Annotated in this window: 14 protein-coding genes; 5 read left to right on the top strand and 9 right to left on the bottom strand. The window is 68.6% G+C overall.

From position 1 onward, the window contains the following. Nucleotides 1-96: 96 nt before the first annotated feature. Entirely contained in the window at nt 97-2,073 is a 1,977-nt protein-coding gene (locus CRP55_RS22140) for a glycosyltransferase family 39 protein (RefSeq protein WP_097322023.1), read from the bottom strand. A gap of 154 nt (nt 2,074-2,227) precedes the next feature. Between CRP55_RS22140 and pgi the strand changes: the two genes are divergently transcribed. The 3 genes from pgi to CRP55_RS22125 all read left to right on the top strand — a co-directional run bounded on the left by pgi (nt 2,228) and on the right by CRP55_RS22125 (nt 6,369). Then, nucleotides 2,228-3,859 (top strand): glucose-6-phosphate isomerase, encoded by a 1,632-nt coding sequence (pgi, locus tag CRP55_RS22135; RefSeq protein WP_097322022.1) that lies wholly within the window; start codon nt 2,228-2,230, stop codon nt 3,857-3,859. 49 nt (nt 3,860-3,908) lie between these two features. Then, nucleotides 3,909-4,970 carry a winged helix DNA-binding domain-containing protein gene (locus CRP55_RS22130; protein ID WP_097322021.1) on the top strand — a complete coding sequence of 354 codons (1,062 nt, stop codon included), beginning with the start codon at nt 3,909-3,911 and terminating at the stop codon, nt 4,968-4,970. Nucleotides 4,971-5,034: 64 nt separating this feature from the next. Continuing rightward, nucleotides 5,035-6,369, top strand: coding sequence for a glycosyl hydrolase family 18 protein (locus tag CRP55_RS22125; protein WP_097322020.1), 1,335 nt, complete (start codon nt 5,035-5,037; stop codon nt 6,367-6,369). Here the strand turns inward: CRP55_RS22125 and CRP55_RS22120 are convergent. Then, complete coding sequence (locus tag CRP55_RS22120; RefSeq protein ID WP_245923284.1) at nt 6,347-7,291, bottom strand: FAD-dependent oxidoreductase; 945 nt, start codon at nt 7,289-7,291, stop codon at nt 6,347-6,349. The two genes, CRP55_RS22125 and CRP55_RS22120, sit on opposite strands and share 23 nt — an antisense overlap. Nucleotides 7,292-7,301: 10 nt before the next feature. Continuing rightward, a complete protein-coding gene (locus tag CRP55_RS22115; protein WP_097322019.1) occupies nt 7,302-8,261 on the bottom strand; it encodes an FAD-dependent oxidoreductase in 960 nt (319 codons plus the stop codon). A gap of 224 nt (nt 8,262-8,485) precedes the next feature. Here CRP55_RS22115 and CRP55_RS22110 point away from each other — a divergent pair, with 224 nt between their 5' ends. Next, a complete protein-coding gene (locus tag CRP55_RS22110) occupies nt 8,486-9,382 on the top strand; it encodes an SCO2521 family protein (RefSeq protein WP_245923282.1) in 897 nt (298 codons plus the stop codon). Beyond that, on the top strand, nt 9,379-10,329 hold the full coding sequence (locus CRP55_RS22105; protein WP_097322017.1) for a DUF6879 family protein: 951 nt from the start codon (nt 9,379-9,381) through the stop codon (nt 10,327-10,329). Before CRP55_RS22110 ends, CRP55_RS22105 begins: the two co-directional genes overlap by 4 nt. Here the strand turns inward: CRP55_RS22105 and CRP55_RS22100 are convergent. From CRP55_RS22100 to CRP55_RS22075, 6 genes are all read right to left on the bottom strand, one after another. Then, nucleotides 10,314-11,213, bottom strand: a complete 900-nt coding sequence (locus CRP55_RS22100) for an SCO2522 family protein (protein ID WP_245923280.1) — start codon at nt 11,211-11,213, stop codon at nt 10,314-10,316. The genes CRP55_RS22105 and CRP55_RS22100 overlap by 16 nt on opposite strands. After that, a complete protein-coding gene (locus CRP55_RS22095; RefSeq protein ID WP_097322015.1) occupies nt 11,210-12,127 on the bottom strand; it encodes an SCO2523 family variant P-loop protein in 918 nt (305 codons plus the stop codon). Before CRP55_RS22095 ends, CRP55_RS22100 begins: the two co-directional genes overlap by 4 nt. Next, nucleotides 12,128-13,975 carry an SCO2524 family protein gene (locus CRP55_RS22090; RefSeq protein ID WP_097322014.1) on the bottom strand — a complete coding sequence of 616 codons (1,848 nt, stop codon included), beginning with the start codon at nt 13,973-13,975 and terminating at the stop codon, nt 12,128-12,130. A gap of 46 nt (nt 13,976-14,021) precedes the next feature. After that, on the bottom strand, nt 14,022-14,789 hold the full coding sequence (locus CRP55_RS22085) for an SCO2525 family SAM-dependent methyltransferase (protein WP_143234810.1): 768 nt from the start codon (nt 14,787-14,789) through the stop codon (nt 14,022-14,024). A 258-nt stretch (nt 14,790-15,047) separates the two neighbouring features. Then, nucleotides 15,048-16,868 (bottom strand): SCO2524 family protein, encoded by a 1,821-nt coding sequence (locus CRP55_RS22080; RefSeq protein ID WP_097322012.1) that lies wholly within the window; start codon nt 16,866-16,868, stop codon nt 15,048-15,050. 70 nt (nt 16,869-16,938) lie between these two features. Then, entirely contained in the window at nt 16,939-17,877 is a 939-nt protein-coding gene (locus tag CRP55_RS22075) for a DUF6879 family protein (RefSeq protein WP_097322011.1), read from the bottom strand. Nucleotides 17,878-17,934: the final 57 nt, after the last annotated feature.

Here is a 17,934-nt window from a genome sequence, read left to right as displayed (position 1 = left end):
GACACCGGGCCGTAGCGCCGGCATCCGGGCCGAAGACTTTGGTTCGACAAGAGGAGCCCCGCGTCCTGCGGGACGCGGGGCTCCAGTCGTGACCGATCAGCTGGTGGCTGTCTGGGTCAGGTCGTAGACAGTGGTGCTGCCGACCGTGGTGGCGGTGTAGTGCTCGGCCACCCAGGAGGCGATCTTGCCGGACTCGGTGGTGGTGCCGCCCATGCCGCCTCCGCCCATGCCGCCGCCGGAGATGTAGTAGTGGATCTGGCCGGCGGCCACGTAGGCCTGGAACTGCTCCAGGGTGGGTGAGGCGTCGCTGCCGTTCCAGCCGCCCAGGGCGATCACCGACGTGCCGGTGGCCAGTTCGAGGTCGGCGGCCGAGGTGGCGCCGCTGACCGCCGCGCTCCACTTCGTGGTGCTGGCCTCCAGGAGCGCGTTCAGCTCGGTGTTGCTGCTCGCGCCGCCGCCCATGCCGCCGCCCGGGCCGCCCCCGCCATCGTTGGCAGCGCCGTCCGTGGTGGAGGAGGTTGTGCTCGATGAGCCCGGTGGGGTTCCGGTGCGGCTGGGCGCTCCACCCTGCGTACCCCGGCCGAAACCGCCACCACCCATGCCGCCGGCGGCCGACGACGGCCCGGACGTGGGGATCGAGCCGGTGTGTGCGACAGTGGCCGTCGCCGCCGCGTACGCCGCGCCACCCGCCCCGGCCGAGAGAATCGCCGCGACCAGCGCGACCGTCCCCCAGCGGCGAAGCCGCGACGCCGGCACCAGCAGGGCCACGGCGAAGACCGCGCCCAGCGCGAGCGAAGCCCAGCGCAGCACCGGAAGCCAGTCGGCCCGGCCGAGAAGCACCCAGCCCCAGACCGCCGTCGTCAGGACCATCGCGGCCAGAACGGCCCGGCCCCACAGCCGCGACCGGTAGAGCCAGAGCACCCGCCCGCCGATGCCGACCAGCGCCGCGATGCCGGGCGCCAGCGCGACCGTGTAGTACGGGTGGATCGTGCCGCTCATGTAGGAGAACGTGATGCCGGTGACCAGCACCCAGCCGCCCCACAGCAGCATCGAGGCGCGGGCCCGATCGGTGCGCGGCGCCGTCCACGTCGCCGCCAGCACGGCGACCAGCGCGATCAGCGCCGCCGGCAGCAGCCACGAGATCTCCAGGCCCATCGACTCGCCGAACAGACGGCCGATGCCGGTGGCGCCACCGAACGACGTGTTCTGACCGCCGCCACCGCCGCCCCCGTTGCCGGAACCGCCGAGGATGCGGCCGAGGCCGTTGTAGCCCAGCGCCAGCTCCCACAGCGAGTTGTTCGTCGACCCCGCGATGTACGGGCGGGACGACGCCGGCCACAGCTCGACCAGCAGCACGTACCAGCCCGCCGAGACGACCAGGGCGAGACCGGCCACGAGCAGGTCACGGATCCGCTTGCCGAGGCCGGTCGGCGCGGCGACCAGATAGACCAGCGCGAACGCGGGCAGGACGAGGAACGCCTGCATCATCTTGGTCAGGAAACCGAAGCCCAGCAGGACGCCGGTGAGCGCCAGCCACTTCCAGGAGGCCTTCTCGACCGCGCGGACCGTCGTGTAGGCGCCGGCCGTCATCAGCAGCACGAGCAGGGCGTCCGGGTTGTCGTAGCGGAACATCAGCACCGCGACCGGCGTGAGGGCGAGCGCCGCCCCTGCGGTCAGGCCGGCCGCCGTGCCGAACCAGCGCTTCACCGCCGCGTACAGGAACCAGACACTGGCCACACCCATCAGAGCCTGCGGGGCCAGGATGGACCAGCTGTTCACGCCGAAGATCCGGGCGGACAGGCCCATCACCCACATGGCGGCCGGTGGTTTGTCGACCGTGATGGCGTTGCCGGCGTCGAGCGAGCCGAACAGCCACGCCTTCCAGCTCTGCGACCCGGCCTGGGCGGCCGCCGCGTAGAAGCTGTTGCCGTATCCGGAGGCGCTCAGGTCCCACAGATAGAGGACGGCGGTCGCTGCGAGCAGCACCAGGACAGGCCACCGGCGCCGTTTGCGAGGGGCCGGGGCCTCATGCCGGGGCGCGGCCGCCGCTGGTCGTTCCATCAAGGTCGTCATGGCACCCACCCTCGGCGGCGGGGCCGTGCCGGCTCTGTGGCCGGCCTGTGCGCGGTCTATGAGGGTAGTGATCTCCACTGCGTCGCCGTCGCCGCGCTCCGATTCGTGCCAGGATGAGGATGAGAGTCCGGGTTTCGAGCGAGAGACAAGGTCAATGAGCGAACACGTTTCCGACAGCGCCGAATGGCAGGCGCTGCAGGGCCACGCGGAGAAGTTCTCGGCGGTGCACCTGCGCGACCTGTTCGGCAGCGACTCGAAGCGCGCCGAGCGCTTCACCGCCACGGTGGCCGACCTGACCGTCGACTACAGCAAGAACCTGGTCACCGACGAGGTGGTGTCGGCGCTGCTGGCGCTCGCCGGCAAGGCGAAGCTGACCGAGCGCATCACGGCGATGTTCGCCGGCGAGCACATCAACGTCACCGAGGACAGGGCCGTGCTGCACACGGCGCTGCGTCTTCCCCGTACGGCCAAGTTGGTCGTCGATGGACAGGACGTGGTGGCCGAGGTGCACGAGGTGCTCGACCGCATGGGCGCGTTCAGCGACAAGGTGCGCTCGGGGGAGTGGACCGGCCACACCGGCCAGCGCATCCGGACGGTCGTGAACATCGGCATCGGCGGCTCCGACCTGGGGCCCGTGATGGCCTATGAGGCGCTGAAGGCGTACAAGGCCCCCGAGATCGAATGCCGTTTCATCTCGAACATCGACCCCACGGATCTGTACGAGAAGACGCACGACCTCGACCCGGCGACCACCCTGTTCGTCGTCGTCTCCAAGACCTTCGGCACCCAGGAGACGCTGACCAACGCCACCGAGGCCCGCAACTGGCTGCTCAAGGGCCTCGGCGGTGACAACGCGGCGGTGGCCAAGCACTTCGTGGCGGTCAGCACGAACGCGTCACGGGTGGCCGACTTCGGCATCGACACGGCGAACATGTTCGGCTTCTGGGACTGGGTGGGCGGGCGCTACTCGCTGCCGTCCGCGGTCGGCCTCTCCGTCATGATCGCGATCGGCAAGGAGCAGTTCGCCGACATGCTCGGCGGCTACCACACGGTCGACGAGCACTTCCGCACCCAGCCGCTGGAGAGCAACGTCCCGGCCCTGCTGGGCCTGCTCAACGTCTGGTACGACACGTTCCTCGGCGCCCAGTCGCACGCGATCCTGCCGTACTCGCAATACCTGCACCGCTTCGCCGCGTACCTGCAGCAGCTGACCATGGAGAGCAACGGCAAGTCCGTGCGCCTCGACGGCAGCTCGGTGGGATATCAGACCGGCGAGGTCTTCTGGGGCGAGCCCGGCACGAACGGCCAGCACGCGTTCTACCAGCTGATCCACCAGGGCACCAAGCTGATCCCGGCCGACTTCATCGGCTTCAGCCGGCCCAACCACGACATCGGCGAGATGCACGACCTGTTCATGTCGAACTTCTTCGCGCAGACCGGTGCGCTTGCTTTCGGCCGTACGCTCGAGCAGGTCCTCGCCGAGGGCACGTCCGAAGAGATCGCGCCGCACCGGGTGATGCAGGGCAACCACCCAACGACGACGATCGTGGCGCCGAAGCTGACCCCGGCCGTGCTGGGCCAGCTGATCGCCCTGTACGAGCACATCACGTTCACCCAGGGCACCATCTGGCAGATCAACTCGTTCGACCAGTGGGGCGTCGAGCTGGGCAAGGTCATGGCCAACCAGCTCGCTCCGAAACTGACCGCCTCGTCGGCCCCGGCCGCCGACGACGACTCGTCGACGAACAACCTGATCGCGCTGTACCGCGCGGGCCGCGGTCGCTGACCCGTTCTGTCGCACCTTTTTGTCGTACCGGGGGCCTAGGGTCGTCGTCATGGATTCCACGGCGGCCCTGGGCCTTCGCATGTCCGCGCTGTTCCCGCCGGCCACCTCGGTGGCCGAGGTGGTCGAGTGGTTCGGGGCCATGCAGGCGCAGGATGTGAGCAGTGGGCTGTGGTCCTTCGGGGCCCGGCTGCCCGGCTTCACGCTGGCCGACGTCGAGGCGGCGGTGGAGAGACGCGAGGCCGTGCGGACGTGGCCGATGCGGGGCACGGTCCATTTCGTGCCGCCGGCCGACGTCCACTGGATGCTCGAGCTGATGGGTTCGCGCGCGCTCGCCGGCGCCGCCAAGCGCCGGGAGTCCCTCGGCTTGTCGCAGGCCGAGGCCGACCGGGCCGTCGACATCCTGGGGACGGCACTGGCCGGTGGCGGTCGGCTGACCCGTGCCCAGTGCCTGTCGGCGCTGGCCGAGAAGGGCGTCGAGACCGGCGGCCAGCGCGGCTACCACCTTCTCTGGTACGCGTCCCAGCGCGGCGTCACGGTGATCGGCCCCCACATCGGCAAGGAGCAGAGCTTCGTCCTGCTCGACGAGTGGGTCCCGTCCCCACGCCGGCCTTCACGGGAGGAGGCGCTGGCCTTGATAGCCCAGCGCTACTTCCAGAGCCACGGCCCCGCCACCCGCAAGGACTTCGCCGGTTGGACAGGCCTGACCATGACCGACTGCAAAACCGGCATAGCCGCCGCCACCCTGGAGACAGTCGACGTCAACGGCATCGAAATGCTCGTGGCCCCGGGCGGTGCTGACCAACCGGGCGCTGACTGGCTGGCGTTGCCGGGCTTCGACGAATACATGCTCGGCTACAAGGACCGCTCTCTGATGGCCACGCCGGAGCAGATCGCCGCGATCATTCCGGGTGGCAATGGTGTCTTTCAGTCGACGCTGGTGCGGCGGGGCCGCGTCGTGGCGACCTGGAAGCGGGCGATCACCGCCAAGGGTGTCACGGTCACCGTCAACCCATTGGTCTCCTTCACTGCCAAAGATCGCCGGGCGGCCGACGATGCCCTGGCCGTCTACGCGTCCTACCTGGGGCTGCCCCTGACTGTTAAGAACCCTTGATATTTACGAATGTGAACTCCATGATGTGGGTGTCGCACGTCACGCACGCATCGAGGGAGTCGCCATGGGTGTCCGTCGTCTTGTGTTAGCGCTGGTCACCGGGGTGGCGGTGGCGGCCGGCTCGGCAGTGCTGGTCGCGGGCCCGGGCTCGGCGGCCGTCGCCTGCTCGGCGGTGACGTGGAGCGAGGGCCCGACGTACACGGCCGGGCAGCAGGTCACCTACAACGCCCACCTCTACCAGGCGCTCGTCACCCACACCGCCTGGGCGGGCACCGGCTGGAACCCGGCCGCGACGCCCACCCTGTGGAAGGACCTCGGCGCGTGCACCGGCGGTCCGACCACACCGCCCACCACGACCCCGCCGGCTACGACGCCTCCGGCCACCACCCCGCCGGCCACCACGCCTCCGCCCACGACCACCCCGCCGGCGACCACACCCCCGGCCACCGGTTGCGCGGTCAAGGGGCGGCCCGCCGGCAAGGTGCTTCAGGGTTACTGGGAGAACTGGGACGGTGCTTCCAACGGCGTACACCCGGGAATGGGCTGGATCCCGATCAACGACAGCCGGATCACGCAGCACGGCTACAACGTGCTCATGGCGGCCTTCCCGGTGATCCGTTCCGACGGCACGGTGCTGTGGGAGAACGGCATGGACGCCGGCGTCAAGGTCCCCACCGCGGCCGAGATCTGCGCGGCCAAGGCGGCCGGCGCCACCGTCCTGATGTCGATCGGCGGCGCCACCGCCGGCGTCGACCTGAGCTCGTCCGCCGTCGCCGACCGTTTCGTCGCCACGATCGTCCCGATCCTGAAGCAGTACAACTTCGACGGCATCGACATCGACATCGAGACCGGCCTCACCGGCAGCGGCAACATCAACACCTTGTCGACCTCGCAGGCCAACCTGATCCGCATCATCGACGGCGTGCTGGCCCAGATGCCCTCGAACTTCGGCCTGACCATGGCCCCCGAGACGGCGTACGTCACCGGCGGCAGCGTCACCTACGGCTCGATCTGGGGCTCATACCTGCCGATCATCAAGAAGTACCTGGACAACGGCCGCCTGTGGTGGCTGAACATGCAGTACTACAACGGCTCCATGTACGGCTGCTCGGGCGACTCGTACGCCGCCGGCACCGTCCAGGGCTTCACCGTGCAGACCCAGTGCCTGAACAACGGCCTGACGATCCAGGGCACCACGATCCGCATCCCGTACGACAAGCAGGTCCCCGGCCTCCCCGCCCAGCCCGGCGCCGGCGGCGGCTACATGACCCCGGCCCTGGTCACCCAGGCCTACAACAGCGTCCCTTCGATCAAGGGCTTGATGACCTGGTCGATCAACTGGGACGGCTCGAAGAGCTGGACCTTCGGCGACAACGTCAAACGCCTCCAGGGCCGCTGACCAGCCCCCGCACGATCTCCGCGACGTCGCCGGCGCAGCCCCATGATGTGCTGACGCCGGCGCCGCCGTGGCCGTAGTTGTGAATCAGGTGGTGGCCGGCGCCCAGGTCCTCGTGCTCCAAGCGGACCGTCGGGCGCATCGGCCGCAGGCCGACCCGGTGACCTAGTACGGGGGCGTCCGCCACCTCGGGAAAGACCTTCGCGCAGCGTTCGACGATGCGCTCCGCGATGGCCGGGTCGGGGATGAGGCTCTCGTTGCCGAAGACGGCGCAACCGCCGAGCAGGAGCGCGTCGCCCTGGGGGATCAGGTAGGTCATCTCCTCGACGAAGTCCGTGTACTCGAGGAAGAAGCGTGACAGGCCGGGGTTGCGGACGACCACGAGCTGGCCGCGGCACGCCGTCACCGACGGGTCGGGCACCAGGTCGCGCGCGCCCAGGCCCGTGCAGTTGACGACGATCGGCGCCTCCGCGAATCCGTCAGTGAGCCGGTCGAGCCGCCCGGTCACCGTCTCGCCGGTGAACTGTCCCGCCAGCCATGTCAGGTACCTCGGCATGTCGGTGACCGGCGCCTTGTACCGCCAACCGGTCACGAACCCCGGCGGCAGATCCGCCGGATCGCACGCGGTGGCCCATTCGGGAATGGCCACCGGTGTCCGGGACGCCTCCACGCCCGCGGTCACCCGCACGCCCGCCGACGGGTCGCCGGCGATCCCGGCCAGGATGTCGAAGCTGGTGGCGGTCCACCGCCGTACATCTGGATGTTCTGCCAGCTCCGCGTCCCAGATCGCCCCGGCCGCCGCCGACGTCGTGTCCGACGACACCGACTCGGCCCGGACCCGTACGCGAAGCCCCTGCTCGGCCAGGCGGATGGCGGTGGTCAGGCCGGCGACGCCGGCGCCGACCACGAGTACATCGAGTTTCACACCTGTCAGGCTATTGCCGCACCAGAGAGGCGACATCGTCGGCGCAGCCCCACGAGAGGCTGACACCGGCCCCGCTGTGCCCGTAGTTGTGCACGATGTACCGGCCGCCGCCCAGGTCCTCGCGCTCGACGCGGACCTCGGGCCGGGACGGCCGGATGCCCGTGCGATGGCCGAGGATCTCGGCGCCGGCGATGGCCGGAAAGATCTCACTGCACCGGCTCACGATCGCCTCGGCGATCCGGATGTCGGGCCGCGGTTCGGCCTCGCCCTTCTCGGCGCTGCCACCCAGCAGCAGCACGTCGCCCTGCGGCAGCAGGTAGGTCATCTCACCCAGCTCATCGGTGTGCTCGGCGAAGAACTCGGTCAGGCCCGGATTGCGTACGGCGACGAGCTGCCCCCGAATCGGCTGCACACTCGGATCGGGCACCAGCTCCCGAGCGCCGACCCCGCTGCAGTTCACCACGACGTCACTGTCGGCGAACGCGTCCCCCAGACTGTTCAGCCGCTCGCCGAAGACCAGCTCCCCGCCCGCGGCGATCAACCGCTTCTGCAGTTCCCGCAGGTAGGCGGGCATGTCGATGATCGGCGCCGTGTAGTGCCATCCACTGGCGAAGCCCGGCGGCAGCTCGGCGGGGTCGCACTCGCGGTAGCCCGGCAGACCCACCGCCCACCCCGGGGTCGGTATCGGCACGCGCGAGGCCTCGACGCCGTCGGTGACGCGTACACCCGGAAAGCTCCTCACCGCGAGCTCGGTGAACACGTCGTAGGACCGGGAGGCCCATTGCTCGACCCGCGCGTGATTGGCGTAGATCGGATCCCAGATCGCCCCGGCCGCGGCCGAGCTGCTCGCGAAAGGCTCCTGCTCGGCGCGCAGGCGGACGCGCAGACCACTCTCGGCCAGCAGCACACCCGTGGTCAGGCCGGAGACACCGGCGCCGACGATGAGGGCATCGGGTCGGTCTGAGGTCACCTTCCGAAGCTAACGGCGATCGATCCGTCGATGGGGTGACGTGAGAATTTCTCCGGCGAGTGCCGCTTTGGGCGTCCCGCCCTTGCCACTTGCCACAATGGATGGTAGGCGATGCCACGCAACGTTGACATTCGATCACGCACGGTGTTGCAATCAGCCGACCTTTGCGTTCCAATCGAACGGCGGATCCACCGTCGAAGGTTGGGGGCCTGGACGTGGTCATCGTGGGCGAGGTCCACACCGGGCTGCTCCGCGGGCGCGACCCGGTGAGCGCGAACGAGGCCGGCCTGCTGGTCGACCTGGTGGCCGGCGAACCGGTGCTGCGCCTGGAGCGGCCCCGGGCCTACGTGCGCTCGCCCGAACGCCCGGTCGGCGTCGACTGCCTCCTCGGCGTGCCCGCCCGCCAGGTGCGGGGCATCGGCACCGTGATGCAGCGCGCCGCGATCATCGGCGGCCACGTCGTGCAGGGCACTGCCTGGGCGATGGTGGAGCCGGTCGTGAGCAGCGCCCGGCGGCCCTGGTCGCATTACCTGGCCCGGCCCGGGGTCATCGAGGCGATCGGCCGCTGGCGCTCGGGCGAGGTGGTCGCGGGATTCCACGCCGCCGAGCGCGACCCGAGCGCCCTCGACCTGGGCCAGATCGCGGGACGAGCGTCCGACGTGGTGCAGAGCGCGGTCACTGGCGGCGGCCGGCTGCGACTTCCCCGTACGAGGCTGCGGTTCGTCGTCGAGCGGGCCGAGACGCCCGGTCAGCCCCGGTTCGCCGTGCACGACGACCATTTGCGCCTGCTCCACGTCATCGCGGCGGCCGACGACGACCCGCGGCCGCTCGTCGCCTTCGCCGAAGATCTCGCGCTGCACGACTGGCTGCTCACATCCGTGAACGGCATCGTCGAACGAGCAGCCATCGGCGCTCTGCCGCTCGAGGAGTCGTTGCGCCGATTGCGGCCCGCCGTCGACTATCTGCTCCATCTCTGGCTGCCGGTCGGGGCCGAAGGGCTCTGGGAGGAAGTGGAGAGACAGGCGGCGCTCACGCGCCAGTGGGTCTTGCTGCGCGATCGGATCCGCGACCAGTTCGCGCTCGGTGCGGTGGCGGCCCTGTCGGCGGCGACACCGCGGTGAGCACCCTGGCGCGCCAGTTCGGCGAGGGGCCCGGCGTCCTGCGCACGGCGCTGGCCACGCTCGCCACCGGTGGCCTCACCTACGTGATCACCAACGGATTGGACCAGCCGCAGTCGGTCTGCCTGACGCTGTCGGTCCTCATCGGTGGCATCGTGGTGATCATCCGCTTCCTCATCGAGTTCGAGAAGCGCCTGGCCGCCGTCGAACGCCTGCAGAAGAACGGCATGGACGACATGAAGAAACTGGTCGGCGACGCCTTTACCGAGATCAGTGAGGCCACGGCGCTGTTCGGCCTGATCGAGGCGTCGGCGCTGCAGACCGACCTGGTCACCCAACTGGTGCGCAACTCGACGAACATCTCACCCGACTCGCCGCCGATCGTGTACCAGTTCGTCCAAGCCAAGATCAAGGAGACGTCCGACTTCCTCAAGCAACTCGCCGAGGGCGGTACTGTCACCTATTACGGCGAGGACCGCGACTGGCTGCTCGGGCTGACCCGGCACGCCACCGAGAGTGTCGACGCGATCAGCCTTGCCGCAGTCGACCACGCCCTGTGGCAGAGCGAGATCGGCCAGCGCTATCTCGACGCGCAGCGCCGTGCCGCCCGGGCCGGCAAGCGGGTACGGCGCATCTTCGTGCTCGACGCGCCGGCCATGGAACACGATCCCGGTCTGCGCAAGGCCTATCAAGAGCAACGAGAGATGCTTATCGACGTACGCCTGCTGGACCGTTCCGCGGTGCCGACCCCGCTCCAGGTCCAGTTGCGCGATCTCATCATCTTCGACGACACCCTGGCGTACGAGACGACACCGACCACCAACGACCCGCAGGTGGCCCAGGTGGCCGAGACACGGCTGGTTCTGACCGACTCACGGGTCAAGGAGTGCGCACAGCTCTTCCGCGAGCTGTGGGACGTCTCCCGGGAGCTCGATCAGAGCAAGGCGTAGCCGACCCGGCCCACCGTCTCCTCGGGCAGGTCCAGACCCTCGCCCCGCGCACGGTCGCGCACCTGGGCCGCGGCGCCGGGGTCGACCGCCACAGCGCCCAGGATCGTGCGCACGGCCAGCTCGATCGGCAGGAACCGTGATTCCATGACGGTGAAGGTCCGATAGGCCCGGAACGGCGCGGCCTCCGGCTCGAGCCGAACGATCGGCGGCATGAGATCCCACTCGGCCGGCAGTTCGCCGGGCGTCGCCGGCACCGGCTCGGCGATCGGCTCGCCCAGCCGGCGCAACAGACCGAGACGCTGAAGCTGCCACACGGCGGCCAGGAACGGGCAGGACCACAAGCGGCCGCCGTCCGGCTGCTCGTTCCAGAGCTCGACGTCCACGAAGATCGAGTGGTTCTGGACGGCGCTCTGCCGGGCCGGCTGCCACTGCCGGGGCGCCGCCATCGCCGAAGTCGGCGCGGCCGGGGATCGCTCGCCGTTGCTGAGCCAGCCGGTGACCTTGGTGGCCGGGCGGCCGTTCGCCCCCTCGGCCGGCTCGTCCACCAGGTGATCCTCCACGAGCCGGGCCAGGTCGACGTCCCCGGCGCGGGCGCATCCCGACTCGCGGGCCACGTAGTCGATCGTCAGGCCCTCGGCGCGGGCCGCCTCGGTCAGCATGGTGACGGCGTCCCGGGGCGTCGAGAAGCGCGTGAAGTAGTCGTCGATGAGGAAGCAGGTGCTGATCCGCGGGCGTGCGTGCGTCACCGAGGCCGCAGCGGTCCCGGCCCACGGCAGTACGCGCCGGAACTGCTCCCTGAGGGCCTTCTCGCCGCCGTTGAAGTCGTCCATGTAGAGATGGCCGAGTTCGAGCGACAGATGCGACAGGGCTACGGAGCGGGTCACAGACCGACCCACGCGTTCTCGTCGACGATCTTCTTGGACAGCTCCTCGAACGCGGCGACCGTCCGCTCGTTGGCCGTGCGGTGCAGCCACACGTCATCGTTGGAGATCAGCTGCTCCTGCCACTGCAACACCGGATCGAGCGGCACCTCACCGATCATGTTGAGCCGGCCCACCCCTTTGCGCGAGGCCAGGTCCTGCAGCCGCCGGTTGCACACGTCCAACCAGGCCAACTGCTCGGCCCGCAGACCGGCCTGATCGGGCGAGGAGGGGTCCAGTACGGCCGTACGCACGAACCGTATCGAATCGCGCAGCTTGGCGGTGTCATGCCCGTGGTGCCCGCCGGTCTCGATGATCCCGTATTTGCCGTAGACCAGGCCGCTCGCGGCCACGATGTGCTGCCGGGTCCAGCGATGGAACACCAGCCAGCGAGATTGCACCTTCTGCAGCGACGCGTGCTGGGTGGCGGCCAGCACGATCTCCGTCGCGTACGACCGGCCGGCGCTCAGATCCACCAGGATCAGGTCGTACTCCTCGTCGAGCCGCCGGAACAGCGTCACGCACCGCTCGACGATCCCGGGCGCCGAGCTGAACTCGCCGCGTCCCGCGTCGCCCGGCACGAGAGTGAGCCGCCCCGCCCCGGCCGGCCGGCTGCGCAAAGCCTCCCGCTGCGAGTCGGCCCATACGTTGATCCGCTGAGGTTCGGGCGAACCCTCCAGCAGATAGGTGTGCAGACCACCCGTCTCGATCCCCGCCAGCGCCTCGGGCAGATCGAAGATCGCCCCCGATGTCGGCGAGCCGAAGTCGAAGTCGAGATAACACGCGTCATGGCCCTGCAGCGCGTGCCGGTAGGCCACATTGCTGCTGGTCACCGACCGGCCCGTGCCACCCTTGTCGGACGTCGCGAAGATCAGCACTCAGGTCACCCCGCTGTCGGCCCGCCGAGCCGCCGAGAGCCGGTCGAGCTTGCGCAACACGTCCTCGGCCACGGACACAGCGACGCCGGGCCGTTCCCGGCGCACGGCCCGCGCCCGCCGCAGCTCCGTTCCGATGCGTTCGAGCTCCACACGCAAAGTCTCCCCGCGTGTGGTGGTGCCGTTGAGCAGCTCACGGTTGTAAAGATGGTCGGCCTCGTTGAGGAGTTCGGCCGCCATCTCGGTCAGCAGCGGGCTCCGCAGCGGCGGGTTGTTGATCAGCCAGGCCGCCGCAACCAGACAGTCCACGACCCGCTTGGTGTAGTACCAAGAGGCGCCGCGGGCGTCGTCCGGCAGATATTTGTAGGCGCCCGCCGGCTTGTCCCAGAGACCGTGGTCGTCGCCTTCGCGCAGCACCCGGTCGCGAAGGTGCTCCCAGATCGCGTCGGCGAGATCGAGCAGGCGGCTGCGGATCGAGCCGTCGTCCAGCATGCCGGCCAAAGTGAGCGAGCGCTTGAACAGCGTGGGAGAGATGTCGGCGACCGTCCAGGCCAGCCGTGGGCCACCGATGTCCTCGCTGCCCTCCAAAGGGAAACGCAGGCCGGGGTAGTGCACCTTGACAGCGTTCTCCGGCTCGGTGGAGCGGCGGGTGATGCGACTACGGTTGGCCAGCTCTTCCAGCACATCGGCGACGCGCCGCATCTCGGTGTTCGACGCCCGTACCGCCTGCATGTTCTGAATGACCATGCCGCCGACCAGCAGGCTGAAGTAGTCGAACTCGATGCCGTCGGTGGTGCGCCAGGGGAGATCCTCCAGCGGCCAGCGGCCCGAGCCGAAGGTCGCGATCGCCGCCCAGTACGAGCGGGTGAGCTCGAACCGCAGCTGCAGCGACTGCGCGAGACGAGCCTGCTCGGCGTCGAGCAGGCCGAGCAGCCGGGTGCGCTCCGACGACAGCGCCTGGATCGCGTCCATCGCCACGGTCGTGAAGTAGAGGTACGGGGCGTTCTGCGCGACGCCGGCGCGCTGCTCGCCGATCTGAGCCGTGGTCTCGATCTCGGGCGCGTCACGCACCACGCCCCACGACCAGCCGCACTCGAAGAGCCGGTTGGGATTGTCGAGCTCGCTGCCCTCGGCGGCACCGGAACCGATCGTGACGTCGTCGCGAAGACGGGCGTTGATCTCCCGGAGCGCCTCGCGCAGCTCCTCCACCACCAGATGTCGGGGGCGCCGTTCCTGGTTGACGGTGCGGAGCAGTTCCCCGCCCTCGATGCTCTCCGCGGTGAACACGTTGACCGCGAAGCTGCGGAGCATTCCCGCCATGGCCGCCGAGAGCCGTTTGTTCGCCGCCTGCTCCAACTCCTCGACGCTCTGGAGCAGGGCCTGCCGGGTCACCACCTGACGGAAGATCCTGGTGAATCCGATGGTGGCCAGCATCAACGTGATCGAGATCGAGAACGAGTCGACCACATCGAGCTCGCTCTGCTCCTGCTTCATCTCGGCGTCCTCGTCCTCCGGCCGGAAATATGAGCCGCCGGAGAAGATCGGGGTGCCGTCGGGAGCGGTGTAGCGCTTGATGTACTCGGTCAGCGCACGCAGCAGTGCTTGCGGAATCTGCAGGTTGTCGCCGAGTGGCCGCAGGGCGTCGAGCACGTCGTTCGCGACCGCGTCGGGCCGGTCGAGGCGAAACAGCGGAATTTCCGTGGCCGGCGCCATGATACAAAGCAACTGCTCGGCGTCGCTGATCGAGTTACCACCGTTGCGGCCGCCGGGGGACCATTCGTTGTCGCGGTAGGACACACGAGCCGTCGCGCGCCAGACGTCGAGAAGTTGCTGGCGTGGCTGGATCTGCATGGTTGCGCCGTCACCTACCCGTCCGTGGGCCTGTGTGGAGCGTGCGCTACTTCTTCTTCCTGCCGGTGGCCACCATCATCCCGCAGTAGCCGTCGCGCAGGTCGTTGCTCTCCACCGTTTCAATCTCCAACATGCGCGCAACCGGGGCAAGCACCCTTCGCACGTCGGCTTCGCTCACGGAGCAGGCGGGGAACCGTTGATCGCCGACGATGTAGCCGGAGGAGTCGCGCATGAAGGCGGCGGCGAACGGCGCACCGGCCTTCAACGACCCGATGAACCGCCGGGTGGCCTGTTCGAACTTGTCCATCCGCGCGGTGATCGATTCGGCGACGAAGAACATCGTGCCCATGTCGTACTGGTCGGGGGCCAGGCTGAAGACATTGCCCTCGACCACTTCGGCCCGGCGGTGCAGCAGGTCCCACGGGTTGCTGATGTTCGCGTACGCCGGTCGTCCGGCCGAGATGGCGTCCCAGAAGAGCTTCCACGACTTCCTGGGGCCGGCGATCTCGTTCTCGAGCCACTCGCGGTTGGTGAAAGCCCTCTCGAAGAGTGTCACCCCGGAGGCGTACGGCAGCATGGTCAGCGCCGGGTAGAGGTTCGCGCCGCTGCCGACGTCGATCGCTCGGCCCGACTTGTTCGCCGGGAAGGCCCGCTGGAAGAAGTCGGAGACGATTTCGATGATGCGCCTGTCGTCGATACGAAGATCGCCGTAGTTGTGGTTGAAGTAGGCCTGTGAGTCGAAGTGGTCCCAGTCCACGTACGGATCGCCGACCAGCTCGGTCAGCGCCAGCACTTGTGGATCGATCGGGGGCACAGGCGGTCCTTCCGGCGTTCCGTCGTCGACACGGCCGGCGGATCCATCAACTGTATGGCCGGGCCTAGTCACCAGTCTCGGGGTTGCACATTAAGACATGCCCCCTCCAATAAGCGATACGCCTCTCGGGCAAACTCCGGTTGGAAATTCGACTCTTTTCGCCCGTAACTCTCCTCCCATTCCTACCCGTAACCGCCATCCTGCACCGTGTGACCGTTTCCCCGCGTGGCGTGTCACTCGATCGCGTCTCCCGGCCGCTCATGAGCCGGCTCGGCGCGCCGCTTCCAGACGGCCCAACTCGAGGAGCACGGAGTAGGTGTAGGCGGCTGAAACACCCGGGCGCTCGAGAAGGTTCTCGCGAGCCGCGCGCAGCTGCGATCCCAGCTGGTCGAGCGTGGCCCGCGCCGGGCTACCGGGCCGGGCCGAGCTGTTGAGCAGTTCCAGGTCGTGCAGTTGCTCGGCCTCGTCCAACAAACTCATCGCCAGGTCGCCGATTTCCTGGTCGGGCTTCAGCCGCGTGGAGATGTTGTGCGCCGCCGCGATGAGGCAATCGACCACGCGCTTGGTGTACGCCCAGCTGAGCCGCTCGGCGCCGGCCGCCTGCGCGAACACGCCCGAGGGCGAGTCCCACAGGCCTTCGCCCACGTCGCCCCGAAGGCGGCGGCGGGCCAGGTGGGCCCAGATCTTGTCGGCGAGGTCGTTGGCCCTGCGCCGCAGATCACCGCTCGGCATCATGGCGGCCAGCTCGATGGTGCGTCCGAGCAGTACCGGCGCCATGTCGACGAAAGTCCACTCGAGCAGCGGCCCGCTCTTCGTCTTGCTTCCGACCAGGGGAAAGCTGACGCCAGGATGGTGGATCTCCACCCCCGAGAAGTCGTCGCCGGTCACCCGGGCGGTGATCCGGCTGCGCTCGGCCAGCCGGTCGAGGACGTTGAGCACCCGCCGCAGCCCATCGTCGCCGGCGGTCTCGGTGGCCATCTGCGACATGACCAGGCCGACGACCAGCAGGCTGTAGTACTCGCTCTCCCGCCCGTCGGTCGTCTTCCACGGGATGTCCTCGATCGGCCAGGCGCCCTCGGAGTCGAAGGTCGCGATGGTGGCCCAGTACATCCGTACGAGTTCGGACCGCGCCCGCAACTGCTGGGCGAGCCGGAGCTGTTCCGCATCGAGCCGGCCGGGAAGCCGCGTGCGCTCGGCGGCCAGGGCCTGAACGGCGTCCATGGCGACCGCGGTGAAGTACAGGTAGGGCGCGTTCTCCGCGATGCCCTCGCCCTGGACGCCGATGTTCGCGTTGGTCTCGATCGGTGAGGCGCCGCGCACCACACCCCAGGACCAGCCACACTCGAAGAGCCAGCGCGGATCCTCCAGCTCCTCGGCCTTGACCATGCCGATGCCGATCGAGAGGTCGTCCCGCAGTCTCGCGATGACTTCCTTCAGAGCTTCGCGCAGTCTTTCGGAGGCCTGGTCGGGCCGCTGACGGCTCTGATTGACCGTACGCATGAGATGCGTGCCCATGTCGACGTCCATCGAGAAGACGTTCACCGAGAAGCTGCGAAGAAGCCCGACCATCGCGGCGGTCAGCCGCTTGCTGGCCTTCGCCTCCAGGATGTCGATGTGGTCGAGGACGGACGGCCGGGCGACGCGCCGGTAGTCCCGGGTGAAAGCGTTGACCGCCACCATCAGCGTCACCGATACGGCGTACGACTCGACTACATCCCAGTTCTGCTGTTCGGCGCTCAGCTCCCCGCTGTCCGAATGGAAGTAGGAGCCTCCCGGGAAGATTGGTGTTCCGTCTTTGGTGTAGCGGTCGACGTAGTCGTTGAGGATCGTCATCAGGTTCTGCGGGATCCGGATGACGTCGCCCAGGTCGCGCAGGGCCTCCTCGATGTCGGGACTGATCGCGTCCGGCCTGCTGAGCTGCAACCGCTCCAGTTTGGTGGCCGGAGACATCAGGCAGAGAAGCTGTTCGGCGTCGCTGATCGAGTTACCGCCGTCCGGATGCCACCGACCGTCTCTGATCGACGCTTCGATCGTGGATCGCCAGATGTCGAGGAGTTGCTGCCGCGGCTGGATCTGCATCGGTGCGCTGTCACCTGCCCAGGAGGTCGGGTCGATCGCCTCACCCCGAGGCTAGCGGCCGGGCGCCAAACTAAGGTGTCGGCTCGTCTTCCCGCGGCTCGGCGGCGTCCCACAGCTCTTCGAATCTGTCCCGGCGTTTCTTGACCAACCGGGGATCGACCACTAGGGCGACGTTGGCAATCAGCGGTGTCACATTTTTCTTGAGGGTCCTCGAGGTGTGGAACTCGTAGCTGATCTGCTGGTCGAAGATGATGAAGTCCTCGAGATCATTCTGGTAGAGGAAGTAGACGTTCTCCGGGCGCAGGATCCTGGTCTCCACACTGATCTTCCGGTGGGGTTCGAGAAGCTTCTCGAGCTGGACGACGTCGGTTGCGTCCTCGGTGAGCAGGAACAGCCGCCGGATGCGCACTTTGCGCTCGATGGCCTGGCGCTGACGGTCAAGGTATCGCAGTCCCAGGTCGCTTTCCCAGAACTCGCCTTCGTCGACTAATCCCCGATGCCGCTCGAACGACGTCATGCTGGTGGCGTCGATGCTGGTGATGGCCGTCTCGGTCAGCCCGAGCAGCCAGTCCGGGTCTTCGCCCTCGTGCTCCGCCCGCCCGGACCGCAGTCCGTCGATCAGGTCGGCCAGGTCGGCGATCTGGCGATGGGTGAAGCGGCGTTGCAGGGCCTCCTCCGGATCCATCCGCCCGGCCGACTCCACCAGGCGTATGACACTGTCGCGTCCGACGCGGTTCTCGGCCGCGGCCAGGTGCGTCGCGGCCTCACTGATCTCGGACACCGACGCGATCAGTTCCTGGGACTGCTTCGCGCCCTCCACGCGTATCGCCTCGGCCAGCTGGCGCGACTGCTCCGCCACGTCGATCAGGAACTGGACCACGAGGACCACTCCGGCCACGAAGACCGACATCGTGATCTGCCAGACTTCGGGCTGCTTGGTGACGTTGGTCAGGAGATAGGCCACGCCACCGGCGATGCTCGTGACCACGATCTTGATCAGGATCTGCACGTACGGCCCCCCAGGTCTACGTGCCCCCATCACAGCGGATCACCGCATGATTACGCA

It is taken from the genome of Paractinoplanes atraurantiacus (genome assembly GCF_900215205.1).
GTDB lineage: Bacteria > Actinomycetota > Actinomycetes > Mycobacteriales > Micromonosporaceae > Actinoplanes > Actinoplanes atraurantiacus.
The sequence above is the reverse complement of the archived record's forward strand: the minus strand, read 5'-3'. Positions and strand labels throughout refer to the sequence as shown.

What these genes read in the sequence shown, in the direction of transcription:
- CRP55_RS22140 (WP_097322023.1), bottom strand. Translation starts at nt 2,073, where the DNA reads ATGACGACCTTGATGGAACGACCAGCGGCGGCCGCGCCCCGGCATGAG.
- pgi (WP_097322022.1), top strand. Translation starts at nt 2,228, where the DNA reads ATGAGCGAACACGTTTCCGACAGCGCCGAATGGCAGGCGCTGCAGGGC.
- CRP55_RS22130 (WP_097322021.1), top strand. Translation starts at nt 3,909, where the DNA reads ATGGATTCCACGGCGGCCCTGGGCCTTCGCATGTCCGCGCTGTTCCCG.
- CRP55_RS22125 (WP_097322020.1), top strand. Translation starts at nt 5,035, where the DNA reads ATGGGTGTCCGTCGTCTTGTGTTAGCGCTGGTCACCGGGGTGGCGGTG.
- CRP55_RS22090 (WP_097322014.1), bottom strand. Translation starts at nt 13,975, where the DNA reads ATGCAGATCCAGCCACGCCAGCAACTTCTCGACGTCTGGCGCGCGACG.
- CRP55_RS22080 (WP_097322012.1), bottom strand. Translation starts at nt 16,868, where the DNA reads ATGCAGATCCAGCCGCGGCAGCAACTCCTCGACATCTGGCGATCCACG.